A 21680-nucleotide genomic window follows, 5' to 3' on the forward strand; every position below is an offset into this window, starting at 1 on the left:
AGGAATGATAAAAAACGACTTATTTTTAAGAGCATTAAAAGGAGAAACTGTAGAACGTCCACCTGTATGGATGATGCGTCAAGCGGGACGTTACTTGCCAGAATTTATGGAGATTAAGGCCAAGTACGATTTCTTCACACGTTGCCAAACACCAGAGTTAGCTAGTGAAATTACAGTACAGCCCATCCGCAGATACGGAATGGATGCAGCCATCTTATTTTCAGATATTTTAGTTATTCCGCAAGCCATGAATATTGAGGTGCAGATGAAACCCAATTTTGGACCTTATTTACCAAACCCTATTCGCTCTCAAAAAGATGTAGACAATGTCGTTGTTCCAGATGTTACTGTAGAATTAGATTACGTTTACCAAGCCATAAAAGCCACAAAAGAAAAACTGAATGACGAAATTCCGTTAATTGGTTTCGCGGGTTCACCATGGACTATCCTTTGTTATTGTGTACAAGGTCAAGGCAGTAAAAACTTTGATAAGGCCAAAAAATTCTGTTTTACAAATCCAGTTGCGGCACATGGATTACTTCAAAAAATAACAGATACGACCATTTCGTATTTAAGACAAAAAGTGAAAGCTGGCGTAAATGCCGTTCAGGTTTTCGATTCTTGGGGAGGTATGTTATCTCCCATAGATTATCAAGAATTTTCATGGCAATACATTCAGCAGATTATTGATGCTTTAAAAGATGAAACACATGTGATTGCTTTTGGAAAAGGATGCTGGTTTGCACTTGGTGAAATGGCAAAATCTGGCGCTTCTGCTCTTGGTGTAGATTGGACATGCTCTGCACGTAACGCACGTTATTTAACAGGCGGAAACATAACTTTACAAGGTAATTTTGACCCAACACGTCTGTATTCTCCTCCAGCCGAAATCAAAAAAATGGTCACGAAAATGATTAACGATTTTGGAAAAGATAAATACATCGTTAACTTAGGTCATGGGATTTTACCAGATATTCCTTTAGATAATGCTAAGGCTTTCATAGATGCGGTTAAGGAATATAAAAGCCCAGATTAAACGTAACACATCATGTGTTTTTGCGTCTATTTAATAGACAACTCTATTAAAAAACAAAACGATGATACAAGACATTTTTAGAGGTTTACAAGTATACTCTGGAGCTTACGGGCTTATTTCTAAACTAAAACTTTGGAAATACTTCGTAATTCCTATGTTAATTAGTTTTGTGGTTTTTATTTTAATATTTGTTTCGGCTTATGGTCTTTCAGACAATCTAGGTGAATGGATTGCGGGTATATGGGTATGGGAAACTGGTAAGGCAACAGTAACTTTCATTTCAACACTAATTGCTGGTGTCATCATTTTTGCGCTTGGTATTATTATGTTTAAGCATATTATTATGGCGCTTTCTTCACCATTTATGAGTCCTGTTTCAGAAAAAATTGAAGAATATTACACAGGAAAACCTGCCGAAAACAAAATAAAATCATCTTTTGCGCAACAACTAATTAGAGGCATTAGATTAGGTTTAAGAAACCTTGCAAAAGAATTACTTTATACTATTCCTATTTTACTGCTGAAATTTATACCAGTTGTCAATATATTTTCAACGGCGCTCCTCTTTATAGTACAGGCATATTATGCTGGTTTCGGCAATATGGATTATACGCTTGAACGCCATTTCACCTATAAAGAAAGTGTGAACTTTATTAGAAAAAACAGAGGTTTAGCTATAGGAAATGGCATTGGGTTTCTACTCTTACTATTTATCCCTGTAATTGGTGTAATTTTAGTTCTACCATTAAGCGTTACTTCAGCATCCGTAATTGCCGTGGATTTATTATTTGATGATGATGAAGGCGAACACATTGGTTTCGAGCCATTTGAAGTTATAGAGAATAGATAATGGTTGCACAATTCGATGGTTTTGAAATCAACCCTGTGCATAATGGAGACGCATGGAAAATCTGTGATTTGTGTGTTGCAAATGCAGATCGTTTTAAACGTTATTTCCCAAAAACATTAAATCAAAATCTCAACCCAACGCTGTCTCAATATTTTGTCGAAGATAAAGTCAAAGCCTTTGAAAATAAAACGGTTTTTTTGTTCACATTAAAACATTCCGAAACTCGTAAATTAGTTGGTTTAATCTACATTAAAGAATTAGATTGGAGTAAAAATCAAGGTGAATTTGCGTATTGCATAGATTATAATTTTGAGGGGAAAAGCCTTATTTCTAAATCTATTAAAGCCTTATCAAAATATGCGTTTCAAAATCTAGGTTTAGAAATACTTCAAGTTATTTCGCACAAAACAAATACAGCAAGTATTAAAGTTGCCGAAAAGAACAATTTTAAGTGGATAAAAACACTAAAAGAATCCTATGCACCTCCAGGAGAAAAAGCACTCGACATGGAGTTGTTCGAATTATATAAATCTTTGTAATCCTGCAAGGTTTCTAAAACCTAGCAGGTCAAAACATAAAAACAAAAATGCAAGACCAAAAAATCAAAGACAAATTCTACGACTACATACAAAATCTACAAGACCAAATTACATCAAAATTAGAAGAAGTTGATGGTTTAGCGCGCTTTAGAGAAGACCTATGGAACCGTCCTGAAGGTGGTGGCGGAAGAACGCGCGTTATAGAAAATGGACGTGTGTTTGAAAAAGGTGGTGTAAATATTTCTGCCGTTCATGGCGAATTACCAAAAACTATGCAACAGCATTTTGGCGTAAAAGATGCTAACTTTTTTGCTTGTGGGTTGAGTTTGGTGCTACATCCTAAAAACCCAATGGTGCCAACTGTCCACGCCAATTGGCGCTATTTTGAAATGTATGATGCCAATGGCAAAATAGCCGACCAGTGGTTTGGTGGCGGACAAGATTTAACGCCCTATTATTTGTTTGAAGACGATGCTAAACAATTTCACCAAACGTGTAAAACCGCATGCGACAGACACAATTCAGAATTTTATCCAAAATATAAAGCTAGATGTGATGAGTATTTTCATAATGCACACCGAAACGAAGCGCGAGGTATAGGTGGCTTATTCTTTGATTATTGTAAGGCTACTGACGAGATGTCGATGCAAGATTGGTTTAATTTTGTTACCGAAGTTGGCGACAGCTTTTTAGAAGCCTATGTGCCAATTGTCGAAAAACGAAAAGATTTAGATTACTCACAAGAACAGCGTGATTGGCAAGAAATTCGTCGAGGTCGTTATGTGGAATTTAATTTGGTCCATGACAAAGGCACATTATTCGGACTAAAAACCAATGGCAGAATTGAAAGTATTCTCATGAGTTTACCGCCGCATGTACAATGGGTTTATGACCATCACCCCGAAGCTGGTAGCGAAGAAGAAAAATTAATTAAAGTATTACAGAATCCTATTGAATGGGTTTAGAGTTTGAGCGAGAAACTCATAACTTTACACTTACAACTTATTACTAAATAACTATGTTCCTAATAAGAAGAAATCGAAGACTAAGAACCAATGAAGCCATTAGAAGTTTGGTAAGGGAAACTATAATCTCTCCTAACGATTTTCTAGTGCCGCTTTTTGTAGTTGAGGGTAAAGGTATTAAAGAAGAAATTACTTCTATGCCTAACTATTACCGTTATAGTTTAGATTTATTAAAGGACGAAGTAAAAACACTTTGGAGCTTAGGTTTAAAATCGGTATTACTTTTTGTAAAGGTTGAGGATAGCCTAAAAGATAATAAAGGTACAGAAGCACTAAACCCTAAGGGTTTAATGCAACGCGCCATTAAAACCGTAAAAGAGGTTTGCCCAGATATGTTGGTTATGACTGATGTGGCGCTCGACCCATTTTCGGTTTACGGGCATGACGGTATTATTGAAAACGGAAAAATAATTAATGACGCTACGGTTGAAGTCTTAGCAGAAATGAGTATTTCCCACGCCGAAGCTGGAGCAAATTTTGTGGCACCAAGCGATATGATGGATGGTCGTATTTTGGGTATTCGTGAAGCTTTAGACCAGTCTAATTTAATCGATATTGGCATTATGAGTTATTCGGCAAAATATGCATCTTCGTTTTATGGACCATTTAGAGATGCGTTGGATTCTGCTCCTGTTGATATTCAAAATATTCCAAAGGATAAAAAAACATACCAAATGGACTTTGCCAATCGTGAAGAAGCCATCCGCGAAACCGAAATGGATATTAAAGAAGGTGCTGATATTGTTATGGTAAAACCAGGATTATGCTATTTAGATATTGTACGTGATATTAGAAATAGTTTTGATGTACCAATTGCTGTTTACCAAGTTTCTGGTGAATATGCAATGCTTAAAGCCGCTGCTGAAAAAGGTTGGTTAGATCATGATAGTGTAATGCTAGAACAAGTAACCTCTATTAAACGTGCTGGTGCAGATATTATAGCCAGTTACTTCGCAAAAGATGTAGTTAAGTTAATATCTTAATAGCAGTTATTGTTCACTGAAGTTGTCTTACCGCTGCAAATAGCTTTATTCACAGTGCTTTCTTTTATTTTCTAGGTTAATGCTAGGTTAACCTCGGCTATTTATGTGTTTTTCTGAAATTCCTGTTCTAGATTTGTATCATCATCAAAAAATCAGAACATTATGAGAACTTTAGACAACAATCAAATTACAAAAAGACATCAAGATTCTAAAGCTTACAACTGGAATACGAAAAGACGTTTTAGATAAGCATTTATAAAACAGTACTTGTATTTTCATCAATCAAAATCGTAGCCAATCAAGCCAAGTACTGTTTTATTTTTCTATTGTATTTTTAGAGTGAAGACATTTCTATGAAGAAAAAAATAAACGTACTAATTATAGCTGCAATTCTTGGATTAATTGCCCTATCTGTTATTCAAGGATATTTAATCAATAACACCTACAAGCTTAAAAAAGATGCATTTATAAGTGAAACAAGAAAATCTGTATCCAAAATAGATGATTTTTCTCCAGCCTTGGATTCACTAACTGACTTCTGGCGAGAAAACTTTTTAGAAAAACTAGCAGATTACAAAATAGGTGTTGCAAAAAAGAACGATGTTGTTGACGGATTGGAGTTTGTCATCGATTCAATTAATGATACTTACCGAAAAGAATATCAAAAAGAATTAGTGAAAAAAAACATTCCATATGGAATTAAATTTCACAAAAAGGTAAAAGCTGTTATCGTTTTAGATTCCGTGCAAAACGACACGCTTTTTGATACTTTAAAAGCACCTAAACAAATTATAATTGGCGATCTTATTGAAGAAGAGAATGCTATTAGAATAAGTACTACATCTTGGGAAACAGAGCATACATCTAACCGAGTAATAAATGACGTCAATCAAGAAGTTTCATTCTACTTACTTTTCTTAACTGAAGATGAAATTGATATAGCTGGTTGGAAAAACATTGTCTTCAAACAGATGTTAGGATTGCTATTACTTTCTCTACTCATCTTTGCATTTGTTATTGGGCTACTCTACTACTCTATCAAAAGTCTTATTACCCAAAAGAAAATTGCAGACATAAAAACAGATTTCGTTAACAATATCACACACGAACTAAAAACACCTCTAGCTACATTAACATTAGCAACAAAAATGCTGAAAAACGATAACGTAAAACAGCAACACCAATTGATGGATAATACCGTGAGTACTATCGAACGTCAAAACAAACGTCTTCAAAAACTCATAGATCAAGTCCTTAATAATAGCTTAGGATACAGCGAGATTTCTCTACAAAAAGAAACTATTGATATTGAAAGTTATGTCAACACCGTTTTAGATGATTTTCTGCTCTCTGTAACCAATAAAAATGTTACTGTAAACCGCACATTCAATATAGAAAAGCAAAACATTACTCTCGATAAATTTTACACTACGACAGCATTATTAAATATTCTTGAAAATGCCGTAAAATACAACACTGAGCCTGTTGTAATATCTTGTAGTATTGAAAGTAAAAATGAACTGAAAATTAAAATTTCTGATAACGGCATTGGCATTTCAGAAAAGAATCAGAAACTTATATTCGAAAAATTCTTTAGAGCAGGAAACAAGGAAGTACATGACGTAAAGGGACTTGGATTAGGTTTGTATTACACCAATCAGATTGTGAAAGCACATGGTGGAAGCATAAAACTAGACAGTAAACCTGAAAAAGGAAGCTCCTTTACTTTAACTATTCCATTTAATTAGCACTTCAAAAATGAAACAGATTTTATTAGCAGAAGATGATATAGATTTTGGGAATATCTTGAAGCAATATCTCGAAATTTCGGGTTATCAAGTGACTTGGGAAAAGCATGGTCAAGCTGCATTAGAGCGTTTTAAAAAAGACAACTTTAATATTTGTGTTTTTGATGTCATGATGCCTAAGTTAGATGGCTTTTCTTTAGCAGAAAAAGTAATAGATATAAAACCTGAAACCCCTTTTATTTTCTTAACTGCTAGAAAATTGAAGGAAGATAAAATAAGAGGCCTCAAACTTGGCGCAGATGACTATATCGTGAAACCTTTTGAAGCAGATGAGTTGGTTTTACGTCTTCAAAATATTTTGAAACGTACCGAAAAAGCTTCGGCTGAGCTCCCAAAAACGGATATTCTTAAAATTGGGAATTACAACTTTAATACCAATCGGCTTGAGCTCACTTGTGAAGATTACAAACAACAGCTTACTCAAAAAGAAGCTGAATTAATTCACTTTTTGTTTCAACACAAAAATCAATTACTCAAACGCGAAGACATCTTAAAATCTGTATGGAAAAACGATGACTTCTTCTCTGGTCGTAGTATGGATGTTTTTATTAGTAGATTACGAAAATACTTCAAACAAGACCCTTCAATTTCTATAGAAAGCATAAGAAATGTTGGCCTGGAGTTTAAGGTAAGTTAATACACTATAACAACTTGGTTAACGCTAGGTTAACGGTTGTGATTTTCTTTTTTTGAGCAAAACTGTAGTATACATTTGTGTCATTATCAACATAAAAATCGAACAGTTATGAATTTTTCAAAAACAACACACCGACAAGAAAGTATCAGAATTACAGATACTAAAAAAGGGATTTACTTTACAACCATAGCTTTAATGTTTTCAATAATCTCAGTAAATGCTCAAAGTACTCCTCCTACACCTCCAACGCCTCCTAACCAATCTTCAGGAACATCTTATTCTATATCCATAGAAAATGATGATGATGAAACGCACAACAGCTCTGTTTCTATTTCTGAATCTGATGACAACTATAAATTTAGAGCAAGCTACCATAAGTCTAAAAATGAAGGCGTAAAGCAAATTTTACTAAACAAACTTGGTAAAGACGGTCTTAAGGTAAACGGTAACACTTATTTGTGGTCTCAAAGTGAAAGCGGAGACGAGGTGTTTGAATGTAAATTAACCAACGGAAAAGTAAGAATCTACCTAGACCTAGAGTTTGCTTCAGATAAATTTTTAACAAAGCTTAAAAACATGGGGCAAGATTTAAAATATTACATCTCAGGTTCTAGCAAGGAAGAAGAGCAAGCCAAAAAAGTAGAACGCGCTAAACGTGATATGGAACGTGCACAACGCGATTTAGAAAGAGCGCAAAGAGATTTAGAGCGTAGCAAAAAAACAGCTAAACACTCTGAGCACAAATAAATTAATAATCTTAGAACATAAAAAAGCCTATGACTTAATAAGTTGTGGGCTTTTAAGCTATGAATACTGTGTTTTTAACTGAAAAAAATAAGAATTTGATTACAATAATTTTATTTTAGTAAAAAAAATCAGCTTGACAAAAAATACTTTTCTTTTCATATTTCTTTTGATTCTCTCTTTTCCGATTCATGCACAATTAGAAGCGCATCTTATTGACGGTGAAGGTTGGGCTAAAGGCGATTATGTTGAAATAGGCATTAATTCAAAAGGAGTTTTCGGGGCCAATACAAGTAATAGACCTCCTAATTTTCATCTTAACAGAGAATCTGACGGCAATAATCTCTTTGGGTTTATTGCAAATCCACTTAAAGATAATTGGGTGGATTATGATGGTGATTTTTTTACTCCTGGGACTCCTGAAGAGGGTTTTACTATAGAAGTAGATGGAGTTAATTATAGTAATAATAATTCGTTTGGCTTTTTTCAAATACCTGGACAGATTGTAAACGTAAATTCTATATCATCAGATTGTTTTGACGATACAGCTCAAATTATATGGGAAGGTAATGTTTCTGGTCTTAATATCAAGAGATACTACAGTGTCACTAAAGATGGGTTGTTCATTCAAATGAACACTGTTGTAAGAAATTTATCTCCAAACACCAAAGAAGACATTTATTTTTTACACAACGTTGACCCAGATAATAATATCACTTTGAGTGGATTTTATGATACGGATATGTCTCTAATTTCTCAAGCTTCTTCTCCAACAGATGATGTCTGCCTTGTAAAAGCATCTCAAGAACCATTAAATATCCCCGAAGATATGGATGGTTCTTTTGTAAATCTTTATGCAAAAAACCCTGACGCCAGAGTATCCTATGGTGGATTTGATAACAGAAATGCTAGCGCTATATGGAATGGTTTTGGCGTTACTAATGCAGAAGGCTCTACAACAGCCTTAATTGATGAGGCAATTTCTATTGCGTTTAATCTAGGCGATTTAGCTCCGAATGAAACTATAAGTTTTACTTACTATTATATATTAGAAGATGTAGATTCATCTTTCGTCCCTTTCATTGTAAATGCTTTTCAGCAAAATCCCACAACTTGTTTAGGAAACGACGGCAAAATTATTTTCTCCGGATTGCAAGAAGGTCTTACTTATACATTAGATTATGTAGATGATGGTGTTGCTGTTCCTAGTCAAGATTTAATTGCTGATGAAAACGGAAATATTGAGCTGATAGGCTTAGATTCTGGTGCGTATTCTAATATTAGAATTAGTTTTACGGGTTGCTCAACTAGCATTGATACAGTTTTTGAACTTACTGATCCTCTGGCACCTAACTTTACACTTTCAAAAGAAGATTTTACCACTTGTGATGGTGACAACGGAAAGCTAATTATTTCAAATTTAACGCCTTCAACAGAATATACTATACAATTCACAGAAGATGCTGTAGTAATTCCTCCTGCAAATTTTACTGCAAACAATAGTGGTCAGGTTATTATTAGCGGCTTAGACCAAGGCACATATTCAGATTTTATTATAGAGCAATTTAATTGCACTACGTCTAGTAATGAGGTTATTGAAATCCAAGGACCTGTGAGTCCTGTTTCGTATCCAATCCCAGATCAATTTTATTGCGACGATGATTATGACTATTTAACATCTAGTATTGATTTTTCTGAATTAGAAACTTTTATTTTAGGAGTAGATAATGCCTCTGACTTTGATATTACATTTTATGAAACCGAGCAAGATATTACATCAGACTCACCAATATCTACAATTACTTACCAAAGTCCAGGGAATCCCACTTATATACTATATGCGCAAAAAACAGATAGAGTATCTAATTGTAGTTCTTATATTCCTTTTAATGTAACAATAAATATTCCTGTTGATTTTGAACTCAATGATGGTCTTATTTGTCTCAACAGTGACGATACCGTAAATACTGATTATGAGTTGCCTATTTTATCTACTGGGCTTAGTGAAAGTTTACATACGTTTGAGTGGTATTTAAATAATGAGTTACTGCCTTCTGAATCTTCAAGTAGTTTAACGGCTGATACTTTTGGAGTGTATTCTGTAAAAGCTACAATTATAGATACAGGATGCGATATTACAAAGAGTGCTGAAATAACACCTTCTGGCCCACCTCGAGTATTAGAAGTTAACGTAATCTCAACCGTATTCTCGGAAAATCATAGTGTTGAAATAAATGCGTCTGGATATGGTAATTACATATTTGGTTTAGATGATGGTCCTTTACAAGCGGAACCTCTTTTTACAAATGTTTCACCTGGTTATCATTTGGTTAAAATTATTGATACAAAAGGTTGTGGTATAGTAACTGAGGATATTGTTTTTGTAGATTATATGAAGTTTTTTACGCCTAATAATGACGGAAAAAATGACTATTGGCAAATTATTGGTATTTCAGAATTAATAGAGCCAAAAATATATATTCATGATAGGTATGGTAAACTTCTTAAGCAATTAAGTCAAAGTTCAATCGGATGGGATGGCGCATACAATGGTAGTATCCTGCCTTCTTCAGATTATTGGTTTACGGTTGTTTTTAAAGATGAAAATCTTATTCAAAGACAATTTTCATCACATTTTACATTGAAACGTTAGCTTTAGAATTTCATAAAATGTAATATTGAAATTTTTACTGTTGATTTTCGTAAATTAGCACTAACTAATTCAATATACCATTAATGGGTTTACTCGTTTTTTACGCTATTATTTCAATTTTCTTTTCGTTCTTATGTTCCATTTTAGAAGCTGTACTTTTAAGTATTACGCCTACATTTCTTAACCTTAAGAAAAATGAAGGCAAAGCCTATGCTAGCGACTTAGAAACTTTAAAAAAAGACGTAGACCGTCCGCTAATTGCTATTCTCACTCTAAATACAATTGCACATACTGTTGGAGCCATATTAGTTGGTGTACAAGCCAAAGTAGCTTATGCAGAGCTTTATGGTACTGAAACTCGCTCTATTTTTGGAATTGAATTTACCGAAGACATAATGGTCGGAGTTGTATCTACTATAATGACCATTTTAATTTTAGTCGCTTCAGAAATCATTCCAAAAACCATAGGTGCCACCTACTGGAAACAGTTAGCAAACTTTACTACTAAAGCATTAAACATCCTAATATTTCCACTAAAGTGGACAGGTGTTTTGTGGTTGTTACAACTTACAACGAAGCTTATTGGCGGCAAAGGACATGGTAGTGTTTTAAGTCGTGAAGGATTCGCTGCAATGGCAGATATTGCACACGAAGAAGGTGTTTTTGAAGAAAATGAAAGCAAGGTCATTAAAAATCTACTCAACTTTAAAGACGTTCAAGCTAAAGATGTGATGACACCTCGCACGGTTATGAAAACTGAAAATGAGGTTATGACTGTTGAAGATTTTTTTAAGGCAAATTCTAATATTCGGTTTTCTAGAATTCCGGTTTATACCGAAGACGCTGATAATATAACAGGCTTGGTTCTAAAGGACGATGTGTTTAAAGAAATGGCCTTTGGAAATGGCTCTAAACTATTATCCGAATTAAAACGAAATATCATTATCGTTAATCGTAGCTTACCAATTCCAAAACTTTTTGAACAACTTGTAGAAAGCCGTAATCACATGGCTTTAGTCGTTGATGAGTATGGCTCTGTAAGTGGTCTAGTGACTATGGAAGATGTTATTGAAACACTTCTAGGTCTAGAAATTATGGACGAAAGTGATAATGTCTCTGACCTACAATTGTTAGCTCGTAAAAGTTGGGAAACGCGAGCCAAGCGCCTAGGTATTATAGAAGAAGATAATACAGAAAACTAATGCAAAGTTGCACGATTGAAACACCAATTGGTCACGCAAAAATTACTGGTGACGCCAATGGTATTTCTTCTGTTTCAATTGGTGATACATCTCAAGAACTTTCAGAAATTATCCCAGAAGAATTACTAGATTGTGTAACGCAACTCAAAGCCTATTTTAGGGGCGAGCGTCAGTATTTTGACTTAAAACTCAATCCATCAGGTACCGATTTTCAGAAAAAAGTATGGCAGCACCTACAGCAAATTCCGTTTGGTAAAACCTGTTCGTATTTAGAACTATCAAAACAATTAGGCGACCCAAAGGCTATTAGAGCTGTGGCAAACGCCAATGGTAAAAATCCACTTTGGATTATAGTTCCATGCCATCGTGTTATTGGAAGCGACGGAAGTTTAACTGGCTATGCTGGCGGTTTACATAGAAAACAATGGCTCATCAACCACGAAAGCTCCAATAAACAACAAACTTTATTTTAAGGTTTAGTATATTTAGGACAACAAATACTATCAAATGAAATTCCTAAAAAAACTCTTCAAATTTCTTATCATATTCTTCGGGTTACTTATTGCCGTTCTTTATGTCACTGATACCGATTACTTGCTCAAAGCCGTTCGTACCATTTACTTAAAAGGCCACACTACTGCGTATCTAGAAGACTATAAACATTTTGACAATCAAGACATTGATGCCAGTAACAATCCGCAACCATGGCCAAATCATATCGACTATAATTCAGCTAAAGAAACCGACCGTTTAGCAAAAGCCAATAAAGATTGGGGAACCATTGCTTATGTGATTATTAAAAATGACAGCATTTGGTTTGAAAATTATTACGATGGATTTAACGAAGACTCTAAATCTAACTCCTTTTCTATGGCGAAGAGTTATGTATCTGGTTTAATGGGAAAAGCCATTATGCAAGGTCATATTAAAAGTCTAAATCAGCCTGTTTGCGATTTTCTTCCTGCATTTTGCGATGGTAAAGCAGCGAAAATGACCGTTGGCGATTTAAGTAGTATGGCATCTGGTACCAATTGGGATGAAGCGTATTACTCACCATTAAGCATTACAACACGTGCCTATTTTGATGACGATTTGGCTAAAGTGATGAACGGTCTTAAAATGGAAACAGACCCAGGACAAGCTTTTAAATATGCAAGTGGCGATACGCAAATGTTGGCTATGGTTATTGAAAAGGCAACTGATAAAAAACTATACGATTATTTTGAAGAAAGCTTCTGGAAACCACTCGGAAGCGAAAACGAAACCCTTTGGCAAGTCGATAGTGACGACCACGATTTAGTAAAAGCCTATTGCTGTATTGCCAGTAATGCCAAAGATTTTGCGCGTTTTGGAAAACTTTACAAAGACCATGGAAAATGGAATGGCAAACAAATTTTAGACTCTGCTTTTGTAGCTAAATCTGTTGTGCCACGTTTTCCGGATAGCCCAGAATATGGTTACGGCTGGTGGCTAAAAAAACATCTCGGTAAAGACTTTTTTATGATGCGTGGTCACTTAGGACAATACGTTTTTGTACAACCCGAAGACAATGTGATTATTGTGCGTCTTGGCCATCAAAAATCGCCAGATAACCTCAACGCTAAAACTTTTACAGATGATATTAGTTTGTATATTGAGGAAGGTTATAAAATGCTTGGGGAATAATGACAAAAAGAGATTTATTTAGAGTTTTAATAAAAGTTTTCGCTCTTTACTCAATTATACTTACTGTTTTTAGTTGGATACCTTCAAACATGATGTATTCTTTCTATGGTAATGAAACAGCTATTATTCTTGCAGCAAGCTTGATATTTACTTTTCTACTAATCCTAATCTATGTTTTTTTAATCAAGAAAACTGACGCTATAATTGATTTTCTAAAAATTGACAGGGGTTTTGATGATAATGAATTAAAATTATTGGACTTCAATTCTAAAAAAGTTTTAATGCTTGGTATTATTCTAATTGGTGGGTATTTAATTATTAGTGAACTATCAAATTTTATACAGTACGCTTTTTTAGCATTTAAAAATGAAATTAGTAGAGGACAATTATATGTTTTTCCAAATGGTTCTGCTAATGATGAAAATTACATATTCGAATTGGTATTCTCTGGTATAAATCTCCTTATTGGCTATTTATTATTAACCAACTATACTAAAGTTTCAAAGTGGATACTAAAAAAAGGTAATAAAAATTAATCTTATAAAATGAAATACCTAAAACTCCTTATAACAGCAATCCTAACAGCAGCTGTTTTCTACGGTCTTAACAATAAATTCGGAGACATACCAGCATTAGGAAAATTCCTCGCACCGAATCAAGGGATTTGGCAAAATGAAGGTGATGAAATTATCAGCGGAGAGATTGCAATTTCAGGATTGGATGAAGCTGTCACTGTGCATTACGACGCACAACTCATTCCGCATATTTTTGCAAAAAACGATAAAGATTTATACAAAGCACAAGGTTACATTACGGCAAAACACCGTTTGTGGCAAATGGAGTTTCAAACCTATGCTGCGGCAGGTCGCCTATCTGAAATTATTGGTGAAGGCGCTCTAAACTACGATAGAGAACAACGCCGTAATGGTATGCTTTTCGGTGCTGAAAACAGTTTAGATGTTGTAAAACAAGACCCAGAAGCCTTAGCGCTTTTGGAGGCTTACAGTGCTGGTGTTAACGCATATATTAATAGTCTAGAACCAGAAAACTATCCTGTAGAGTATAAACTTTTGGGTTACCAACCAGAGGCTTGGACTATCGATAAAACCATGCACTTATTGATGTATATGACCGATATGCTTTGTGGTCGCGATTACGATTTAGAATTTACAAATACCATAAAAAAGTTCGGCAAGAAACGTTTTGACATATTGTTCCCTGATTTTTATGATATTATTGACCCAGTAATTCCAAAAGACACCGATTGGAGTTACATTGATACAGAAATGACCGAAATTCCTGAAGGTGAAATGGCAGATGATACCATTTCTGTGACAGAACTCATGACCAAACCACATCCAAATAACGGAAGTAACAATTGGGCTGTGGCTCCTAAAAAATCAGCAAGCGGTAATGCTATTTTAGCTAGCGACCCACATTTAGGTTTAAATCTACCTTCAATTTGGTTTGTTATGCAATTATCAACACCAGAGCATAATGTGTATGGCGCTACTTTACCAGGTGCATTAGGTGTTATTATTGGCTTTAACGACGATATTTCTTGGGGTGTAACCAACGCCACACGAGACGTAAAAGATTGGTACAAAATAGACTTTGAAGACAAAAGCCGAAAAGCCTACAAGTATAACGGGCAGTGGAAAGAAACTTCAGTAAGACTTGAAGAAATTAAAATAAAAGGAAAAGAAACCTTTATAGATTCCGTCATCTATACGCATCACGGCCCTGTGAGCTATGATTATAACTTTAAAAGCGACAACGAGCTTAAAGGCTATGCCATGAAATGGGCTGGTCACATTGGCCATAACTTTACTGATTTGTTTTATAAGCTCAATCGTGCTAAAGATTATAACGATTACAGAGACGCCATAAAAAACCACGTCGCTCCAGCACAGAATTTTGTATTTGCTTCAAAAACTGGAGATATTGCCATGTGGGTGCAAGGCCAATTTCCAAATAAATGGAAAGGCCAAGGTAAATTCTTAATGGATGGCAGTAACCCTGACCATGATTGGCAAAGTTTCATTCTCTCAGACTATAATGCGCATACTAAAAATCCAGAACGCGGCTTTGTAAGCTCTGCAAATCAGCACCCTACAGATTCTATGTATCCGTTTTATGTGTTTAATGATGGTTATGATACGTATCGCTCTCGTATAATTAATAACTTCTTTAGGTCTAAGGAGAAGTTCGATGTCGAAGATTTTAAAGATTTACAGAATAATAATTTCAACTTAAAAGCAAGTGAAATTGTACCTTATTTAATTGAAAACTTAGAAATTTCAGAACTCAGTGAAGACGAAAAGGAAGCTTTGGATATTCTGAAAAATTGGGATTTTGATAATCACATCGACAGCAAAGCACCAGGTTTATTTTCGAGTTGGAATAATAGTCTTTACAATTTGCTTTGGGATGAATTTGATGTTGAAGAAGAAACTCTAAAATGGCCATTTACCTATCAATATATGTACATGCTTAAAAATCATCCTGATGATGACTTTATGGACATTCAAGACACACCCGAAAAAGAAACAGCGAAGGATTTAATCCAGCAATCCTTTAAAGAAACGGTAGAAAAACTAAACAAATGGAAAGAAAAGAATGGCGATTACACTTGGAAAAATTATAAGCGTTCTTATGTGGGACACCTGCTTCAGGCCTTACCTGCATTTTCGGTACAAAACATCCCAATTGGTGGTGATGGCAATACCGTAAATGCCATGACCAGAAATCATGGGCCTTCATGGCGAATGATTGTTGAAATGGGAGACAAACCCAAAGGTTTTGGCATTTATCCAGGTGGACAATCAGGAAATCCAGGCAGTAAGTATTACGATAATTTTATAGACGATTGGGCAAAGGGCGACTATTTTGAAATTAACTTTTTACAGTCTGAAAGTGACTCCACTTCAATCCAATCTACACAAACTTTAAAGCCAGCTAAATAACATGAAACGAAATAGCATCAACTTTATAATTACAATCGTTTTAGCTATCATTTTATCGCAGTTTCTACCTTGGTGGTCTGTGATGGTAGCAAGCTTTAGTTCAGCGCTTTTAATTCCCTTAAAAAAAGCTTCGGTATTCGTTATCCCATTAGTAGCCATTGCGCTTTTTTGGATAGTCTATTCTTGGTCATTGAGTAGTGCAAACGATTTTATATTAGCTAAAAAAATTGCGGTATTATTACCTCTTGCTGGTAATGAATATCTGTTACTATTAGTCACAGGATCAATTGGAGGTTTAGCCGCAGGCGTTTCGGCTTTATTTGGAAAACAATTATCTTTAGTATTGAAGTCTAAATAAATTTTAACGTTATGATTTCTAAGCTTCATCTTGAAAACATTTTATTCTTAGATATTGAAACCGTCCCAGAAACACAGCATTTTTCGGACTTAGACGAAACCAAACAACAACTTTGGGAGCTAAAATCCAAGTACCAACGTAAAGATGATTATACCGCCGAAGAATTCTATGACCGTGCGGGTATTTGGTCAGAGTTTGGGAAAATTATTTGTATTTCGGTAGGCTATTTTAAGATGGATGGCGACATTAGAAATTTTCGTGTAACGTCTTTTTATGGTGATGAAATTAAAATCCTCAAAGATTTTAAAAATTTACTGATTTCGCACTTTAGCCAAAGCAAGCATCTGCTCTGTGCACACAATGGAAAAGAATTCGACTTTCCGTATATAGCCAGGCGTATGATTATTCATAATATTGAATTGCCTTATAAGCTAAATTTATTCGGGAAAAAACCATGGGAAGTGCCACATCTTGACACTTTAGAATTGTGGAAATTTGGCGATTATAAAACTTATACATCATTAAAACTTTTGACTAATGTTTTAGGCATTCCTTCACCTAAGGATGATATTGATGGTAGCGAAGTTTGTAGCGTTTATTACGATGATAATGACATAGACCGTATTATCACCTATTGCGAAAAAGATACGATTGCTGTAGCGCAAATATTCTTGCGATTAAGAGGTGATGAGTTACTTCATGAGAATGAGATAAAGCATATTTAAACTATTATTATTTTACAATAAAAAAGAGCCCAGATAAAATCTGAGCTCTTTTTGGTTTAAGATATTGGTTAGGCTTATTGCTTAATAAACTTTCTAGATACAGACACTTCTCCTGTACTTAATTCTAAGAAATATACCCCTTTATCTAACGTACTAACTTCAATTTGGCTAGAGTTAACTCCGCGTAATACGGTTTGACCTAGCATATTTACAATTCGGTAAGTTGCATTTTCTACACCTACAGTTTCAACGTATAACGTGTTCGTTACTGGGTTAGGATACATTCTCATTCTAAATGCATCTTCATCTTCATCACCTAATACATCAACTCTTTCACCAAAAACAACTTCTCCTCTAGAAGTAGGACAAGAGGTCTCATAAATTTTTACATTAGTAAATGTAGAGTTGTTACCGGAACCAGCGTCATTATCATTAATAAATACTAATCTATCCATAACACCTGTGTAAGAATCACCTACCGGAATAACGTAGGTTCTTGTTCCGCTTATGTAATTATCAAAATTGGTAATTCCATAATTCTGCGTTCCATAAAACTTAAAGTAGAACGAAGATGTTAACGAATTATCATTCTCGAAACCAATACCATGAATTTCACCTTCAGAAGTACTGCTAAACTCTAGTTCAATTACAGTATTTGCAGTAACTGTATAAGGAAAATCGATATACTTCCAAGTATTATTAGTTAATGTTAACGAGGCTCCTCCATTTCCAATAGAATTAGCACCGCTTGCATCTTGAGTGGAAAATGAATTAAGCGTATAATCATTAAAATTCAATGTGTCGCAACCTGCAGGTGGATTGGTAGCGCCATCCGTTAAACTAATATCATCAATAGCGACGTCTGCTTGCCATGTGCCACCCGTTAGTCTATTAAATCGTAACTGAATGCCACTGCCTAAGTAAGCTGCCAAATCTATATTTACCGTTAACCACTGGTTGCCTTGGTTTCCTGTTTGGCTCCATAAACTTGTCCAATTGGCACCTTCGTCATTGCTCACCTCTAACGCTAATGAACCTGCGTTTGTTGAACCAAACATGTGGTACTTGAATGAGAATGTCGCTTCTGCTGCGCTTGATAAATCAAAACATGGTGAGGTAATTATAGCTCGCTTGTTTGGATAACCTGTATTATTACCAGAAGCCTCTACATAAATATAGTTACTTCCTTCTATTGCGCTTGATGGCCCTGTTCCGTTACTTGGCGTACCATTAGCATCTACTGTCCAATTAAGGTCATCCGCGCTACTCTGCGTCCAAGCGCCGATACCGCTCTCAAAGCCTTCAGCATATGGAAGCGATACACCTCCAGAACAGCCATTCGATGCTTCGTTTACAGTAACTGTTCTTACTACTGGTGTTGCTGCATTACCAGCGGCATCACTCACATTGTAAGTTAGTGTATAGGTTCCGGCAACATTAGTATTTACTGCACCTGTGACCACAATACTTGATGTTAGGTTACCATCTATGTTATCTGTGGCTGTGGCACCTGCATCTGTATATCCGTCACCTACCGTTAAACTAACTGTTGCTGAACCTAATAATGTAAGTATTGGTGCAGTCGTATCTGGATTTACAGTCACTGTCCTTGTAGCACTTGCTGAGTTTCCCGCAGCATCACTAACACTGTATGTTACTGTATACGTTCCGGCTATATTAGTGTTTACAGTACCTGATGTTACAATACTGGATGTTAAATCGCCATCGACGTTATCAGTTGCTGTTGCTCCTAATTCGTTATAAGTTTCTTGCAACTCTAAAGTAACCGAAGCAGAACCATTTAACGTAATTACTGGCGCTATGGTGTCTGGGCCAGAAGATTCAATTACAACTGTATAATCTTCAACTTCACCATAGGTAAATGACTCGCATGGCGCTGGAGCTGCATTGTATTTCATAGAAACACGCATACGGGTTGCGCCTTCTACTGCCGCAGTTGGCACCGTAAAGTTACCGCTTACTGGTGTTGCTTGTGTTGGAGCTTGAGAAAAGACTTGCTCTCCTGCATCAGTAAAATCTCCATCCTTGTTGTAATCGATCCACACTGCATAAGCTTCATTATAAAGAGTGCCTGTCCAGGTTGGTGTAATTGTAATTGTATTTGAAGTTCCTTTGGTTAGTACAGTAGATTGTGATGTAAAATCTGCATAACCACTAGCTGCTGCACCAGAAGAATTATCTATCGACCCTAATTGTACTCTTGAGATAAATTCGTCATTTACATTATTACCGTTAGATGCACAATAATTTAATTGTACTTCTGTAGTTGTAAAATTAACTGAAGTCGAGTATGCCGAATTACTTCCTCCACTACATTTACTTCTTACTTGGGCTTCGTATTGTGTTTGGGTATTAAGCCCTGTTAAGTTAGAGGAAACCCCAGTCACTGCTACTGTTGTCCATGTTGAAGAACCTAAAACTCTATATCTTAAATCGTAAGTTGCTCCCGCTACTGCATTCCAACTTAAAGTAGCTGTCGACGACCCAATGTTCGAAGCTGCTAGTCCACTTGGTGTGGTAGCATTACAAACAACAGGTGCTCCAATTGTAAAGTTAGCATTAGAGATATCGAAGAAGATGTGGTTAGAACCTCTAACCATAATTCTGTTTTGCGACCCTTGGTTATTTGGTACTACAATATCATGAGAACCATCATTAGGAACTCCTGATGCTAAAGTGATAGGATAGGTGTCTCCACCATCTGTTGATAAGAAGATATCTACATTCGCTGCATTTACTCCATTTCCTGTTGTGCCGGCAACATTCCAAGTTACTGTTTGTGTTGTACCAGCATCCCAAGTTAAATTTGTATTTGGAGAATTTAGTACAAATGGCCCCGCTGTACCATTTACTGTAATACGTGTATCGTCACTATTATTTGTTGCGCCTCCAACGCGATTATCTCTAACGGTTAATCTAAAATTCAATGTTCTCGCCACATTAGGAACAGCTTCCCATTGCCAAGAAGTAGCACCAGATTTTATAGTTTGAAGTCTTGGAAAATAACGTTTATTATCCGTAGTTGGATTAAATGACCTAAAAGCTACGCCAGTGGTTGCTGTAGTACTCGGGTAGGTTGTAGCTGCATTATTCTCATCTGCCTGTTCCCAGCAATAAGTTAATACGTCTCCAGAATCAGCATCTGATGCAGTGCCTTCTAAGACGAAAGGCGTACCCTTTGGAATAGTATAATTAAGACCAGCATTAACCGTTGGTACTGAATTGCCCGTATTTGTATTGGTTTGACAGCTTGTAGACTTTACATAGTTTGTAACTTGCTGTATTGTAAACCAGTGGAAATATGGATCACTATTCTGTTGAACATCAGTTGCTCCAGTAATACCTGCATATCCCATGATAGTCGTACCACTTCCTGGCTCAAAATGTGCATTTGTACCTTCATTTCTAAAAGAAAACGTGTGATTTCCACCAAACTGATGTCCTAGCTCATGTGCCACATAATCTACATCAAAAGGGTCTCCTTCTGGTGTTGAACGCGATGTGAAAGCGCTTCCTTTTTGTCCATTAACACATACGCAACCTATGCAGCCTGCATTTCCATTGTCTGATGCTCTGGCAAATAAATGTCCTACATCGTAGTTGGCTTCGCCGATTACACTTGTTAATGTGCTTTGTACTTGACTATTAAAGCTTCCGTTAGAATATGGGTCAGTGTTGCCATTTGTATAAATAACATCGTCTGTATTTGCAATCAAAAGCATAGTAACGTTAAAGTCATTTTCAAAAAGACCGTTAACTCTTGTCATCGTAGTATTTATAGCTGCTAACGCCTGAGCTTTAGTTCCTCCATGATACTGTGTATATTCTCCAGTAGTAGAGACGGCAAGTCTGTACGTTCTTAATGTGCCATCGTCTGCATTTCTTAATGAAGTACTATTGCCTTCTAGCAAGGAATTTGCTTGAGCAGTCACCTCACATTCAAAATTATCTTGTACTGGTAATTTGTCTTGTCTCTTATACACTGTGTACTGAGATAAGTCGTTTGTGTAAGGCTCTATAAAAGAAGCTGGTTTATCCGATGATAAGCGCATACTTTGTAAGCCTAGTGGAGATAAACTAAAACGAATTCGATTCGAAGGATTATCGATTCCCTGACCTGCGTACGATTTGATATTAGGATATCTGGCTGCCAAATCAGGATGCATTACAGACGCCTCCATAACGTGATAACGCTCTAGCTCTCCATCAGCATTTGGAAACGATACAATAACATTTGACTGACCACTAAATTCACCTCTTGCTGGCGCTTGAGATAGTATAGCTTTTAAGCCTTCGATATCTAATGAATAGATTTCTTTTGTAGGAAGTTCTCTCCTACTTTCTTTAACATCAAAGATTTTTGCAGATTCTTTTTTCCAAAGTGTTTGACCTTGAGAAAACCCAAAAAACGAGCATATAAAAAATGCGAAGAATAGTGTTTTTTTCATAGAAATATTAAATGGTTTTA

At 35.7% G+C, this 21680-nt stretch carries 17 protein-coding genes; 16 read left to right on the plus strand and 1 reads right to left on the minus strand.

Annotated elements, in window-relative coordinates; genetic code table 11:
• Window positions 1-4 precede the first annotated feature (4 nt).
• From hemE to BUB95_RS04590, 16 genes are all read left to right on the plus strand, one after another.
• Window positions 5-1036 carry a uroporphyrinogen decarboxylase gene (gene hemE, locus BUB95_RS04515; RefSeq protein WP_073083636.1) on the plus strand — a complete coding sequence of 344 codons (1032 nt, stop codon included), beginning with the start codon at window positions 5-7 and terminating at the stop codon, window positions 1034-1036.
• A 61-nt stretch (window positions 1037-1097) separates the two neighbouring features.
• Window positions 1098-1886 carry an EI24 domain-containing protein gene (locus BUB95_RS04520; RefSeq protein WP_073083638.1) on the plus strand — a complete coding sequence of 263 codons (789 nt, stop codon included), beginning with the start codon at window positions 1098-1100 and terminating at the stop codon, window positions 1884-1886.
• On the plus strand, window positions 1886-2425 hold the full coding sequence (locus BUB95_RS04525) for a GNAT family N-acetyltransferase (protein ID WP_073083640.1): 540 nt from the start codon (window positions 1886-1888) through the stop codon (window positions 2423-2425). Before BUB95_RS04520 ends, BUB95_RS04525 begins: the two co-directional genes overlap by 1 nt.
• Before the next feature lie 62 nt (window positions 2426-2487).
• Window positions 2488-3390: an oxygen-dependent coproporphyrinogen oxidase gene (gene hemF / locus BUB95_RS04530; protein ID WP_073085079.1), complete on the plus strand. Its 903-nt coding sequence runs from the start codon at window positions 2488-2490 to the stop codon at window positions 3388-3390.
• Window positions 3391-3443: 53 nt separating this feature from the next.
• Window positions 3444-4433, plus strand: coding sequence for a porphobilinogen synthase (hemB, locus tag BUB95_RS04535; RefSeq protein WP_073083642.1), 990 nt, complete (start codon window positions 3444-3446; stop codon window positions 4431-4433).
• A 353-nt stretch (window positions 4434-4786) separates the two neighbouring features.
• Entirely contained in the window at window positions 4787-6181 is a 1395-nt protein-coding gene (locus tag BUB95_RS04540; RefSeq protein ID WP_073083644.1) for a sensor histidine kinase, read from the plus strand.
• Window positions 6182-6191: 10 nt separating this feature from the next.
• A complete protein-coding gene (locus tag BUB95_RS04545) occupies window positions 6192-6878 on the plus strand; it encodes a response regulator transcription factor (protein WP_073083646.1) in 687 nt (228 codons plus the stop codon).
• A gap of 108 nt (window positions 6879-6986) precedes the next feature.
• Window positions 6987-7625 (plus strand): hypothetical protein, encoded by a 639-nt coding sequence (locus tag BUB95_RS04550; RefSeq protein WP_073083648.1) that lies wholly within the window; start codon window positions 6987-6989, stop codon window positions 7623-7625.
• Between the two features lie 133 nt (window positions 7626-7758).
• Window positions 7759-10275 (plus strand): T9SS type B sorting domain-containing protein, encoded by a 2517-nt coding sequence (locus BUB95_RS04555; RefSeq protein ID WP_073083651.1) that lies wholly within the window; start codon window positions 7759-7761, stop codon window positions 10273-10275.
• Window positions 10276-10358: 83 nt separating this feature from the next.
• Window positions 10359-11477 carry a CNNM domain-containing protein gene (locus BUB95_RS04560; RefSeq protein WP_073083653.1) on the plus strand — a complete coding sequence of 373 codons (1119 nt, stop codon included), beginning with the start codon at window positions 10359-10361 and terminating at the stop codon, window positions 11475-11477.
• On the plus strand, window positions 11477-11950 hold the full coding sequence (locus BUB95_RS04565) for a methylated-DNA--[protein]-cysteine S-methyltransferase (RefSeq protein WP_073083656.1): 474 nt from the start codon (window positions 11477-11479) through the stop codon (window positions 11948-11950). Before BUB95_RS04560 ends, BUB95_RS04565 begins: the two co-directional genes overlap by 1 nt.
• Window positions 11951-11984: 34 nt before the next feature.
• Window positions 11985-13142, plus strand: a complete 1158-nt coding sequence (locus BUB95_RS04570; protein WP_073083658.1) for a serine hydrolase domain-containing protein — start codon at window positions 11985-11987, stop codon at window positions 13140-13142.
• Window positions 13142-13678: a hypothetical protein gene (locus BUB95_RS04575; protein WP_073083660.1), complete on the plus strand. Its 537-nt coding sequence runs from the start codon at window positions 13142-13144 to the stop codon at window positions 13676-13678. Before BUB95_RS04570 ends, BUB95_RS04575 begins: the two co-directional genes overlap by 1 nt.
• Window positions 13679-13687: 9 nt before the next feature.
• Window positions 13688-16108, plus strand: coding sequence for a penicillin acylase family protein (locus BUB95_RS04580; protein WP_073083663.1), 2421 nt, complete (start codon window positions 13688-13690; stop codon window positions 16106-16108).
• Between the two features lies 1 nt (window position 16109).
• Window positions 16110-16466 carry a hypothetical protein gene (locus BUB95_RS04585; RefSeq protein WP_073083666.1) on the plus strand — a complete coding sequence of 119 codons (357 nt, stop codon included), beginning with the start codon at window positions 16110-16112 and terminating at the stop codon, window positions 16464-16466.
• A gap of 11 nt (window positions 16467-16477) precedes the next feature.
• The gene (locus tag BUB95_RS04590) at window positions 16478-17191 is read left to right on the plus strand and encodes a 3'-5' exonuclease (RefSeq protein ID WP_073083668.1); all 714 of its coding nucleotides are present in this window, start codon (window positions 16478-16480) and stop codon (window positions 17189-17191) included.
• Between the two features lie 74 nt (window positions 17192-17265).
• On the opposite strand, the gene BUB95_RS04595 is transcribed toward BUB95_RS04590, so the two are convergent.
• Window positions 17266-21660 carry a reprolysin-like metallopeptidase gene (locus BUB95_RS04595; RefSeq protein ID WP_073083670.1) on the minus strand — a complete coding sequence of 1465 codons (4395 nt, stop codon included), beginning with the start codon at window positions 21658-21660 and terminating at the stop codon, window positions 17266-17268.
• Between the last annotated feature and the right edge of the window lie 20 nt (window positions 21661-21680).

The organism is Winogradskyella jejuensis (assembly GCF_900129745.1).
Taxonomy (GTDB): Bacteria; Bacteroidota; Bacteroidia; order Flavobacteriales; family Flavobacteriaceae; genus Winogradskyella; species Winogradskyella jejuensis.

What these genes read in the sequence shown, in the direction of transcription:
- BUB95_RS04565 (WP_073083656.1), top strand. Translation starts at nt 11,477, where the DNA reads ATGCAAAGTTGCACGATTGAAACACCAATTGGTCACGCAAAAATTACT.
- BUB95_RS04545 (WP_073083646.1), top strand. Translation starts at nt 6,192, where the DNA reads ATGAAACAGATTTTATTAGCAGAAGATGATATAGATTTTGGGAATATC.
- BUB95_RS04585 (WP_073083666.1), top strand. Translation starts at nt 16,110, where the DNA reads ATGAAACGAAATAGCATCAACTTTATAATTACAATCGTTTTAGCTATC.
- BUB95_RS04580 (WP_073083663.1), top strand. Translation starts at nt 13,688, where the DNA reads ATGAAATACCTAAAACTCCTTATAACAGCAATCCTAACAGCAGCTGTT.
- hemE (WP_073083636.1), top strand. Translation starts at nt 5, where the DNA reads ATGATAAAAAACGACTTATTTTTAAGAGCATTAAAAGGAGAAACTGTA.
- BUB95_RS04520 (WP_073083638.1), top strand. Translation starts at nt 1,098, where the DNA reads ATGATACAAGACATTTTTAGAGGTTTACAAGTATACTCTGGAGCTTAC.
- BUB95_RS04575 (WP_073083660.1), top strand. Translation starts at nt 13,142, where the DNA reads ATGACAAAAAGAGATTTATTTAGAGTTTTAATAAAAGTTTTCGCTCTT.
- BUB95_RS04560 (WP_073083653.1), top strand. Translation starts at nt 10,359, where the DNA reads ATGGGTTTACTCGTTTTTTACGCTATTATTTCAATTTTCTTTTCGTTC.
- BUB95_RS04590 (WP_073083668.1), top strand. Translation starts at nt 16,478, where the DNA reads ATGATTTCTAAGCTTCATCTTGAAAACATTTTATTCTTAGATATTGAA.
- hemB (WP_073083642.1), top strand. Translation starts at nt 3,444, where the DNA reads ATGTTCCTAATAAGAAGAAATCGAAGACTAAGAACCAATGAAGCCATT.
- BUB95_RS04550 (WP_073083648.1), top strand. Translation starts at nt 6,987, where the DNA reads ATGAATTTTTCAAAAACAACACACCGACAAGAAAGTATCAGAATTACA.
- BUB95_RS04570 (WP_073083658.1), top strand. Translation starts at nt 11,985, where the DNA reads ATGAAATTCCTAAAAAAACTCTTCAAATTTCTTATCATATTCTTCGGG.
- BUB95_RS04540 (WP_073083644.1), top strand. Translation starts at nt 4,787, where the DNA reads ATGAAGAAAAAAATAAACGTACTAATTATAGCTGCAATTCTTGGATTA.
- BUB95_RS04525 (WP_073083640.1), top strand. Translation starts at nt 1,886, where the DNA reads ATGGTTGCACAATTCGATGGTTTTGAAATCAACCCTGTGCATAATGGA.
- BUB95_RS04595 (WP_073083670.1), bottom strand. Translation starts at nt 21,660, where the DNA reads ATGAAAAAAACACTATTCTTCGCATTTTTTATATGCTCGTTTTTTGGG.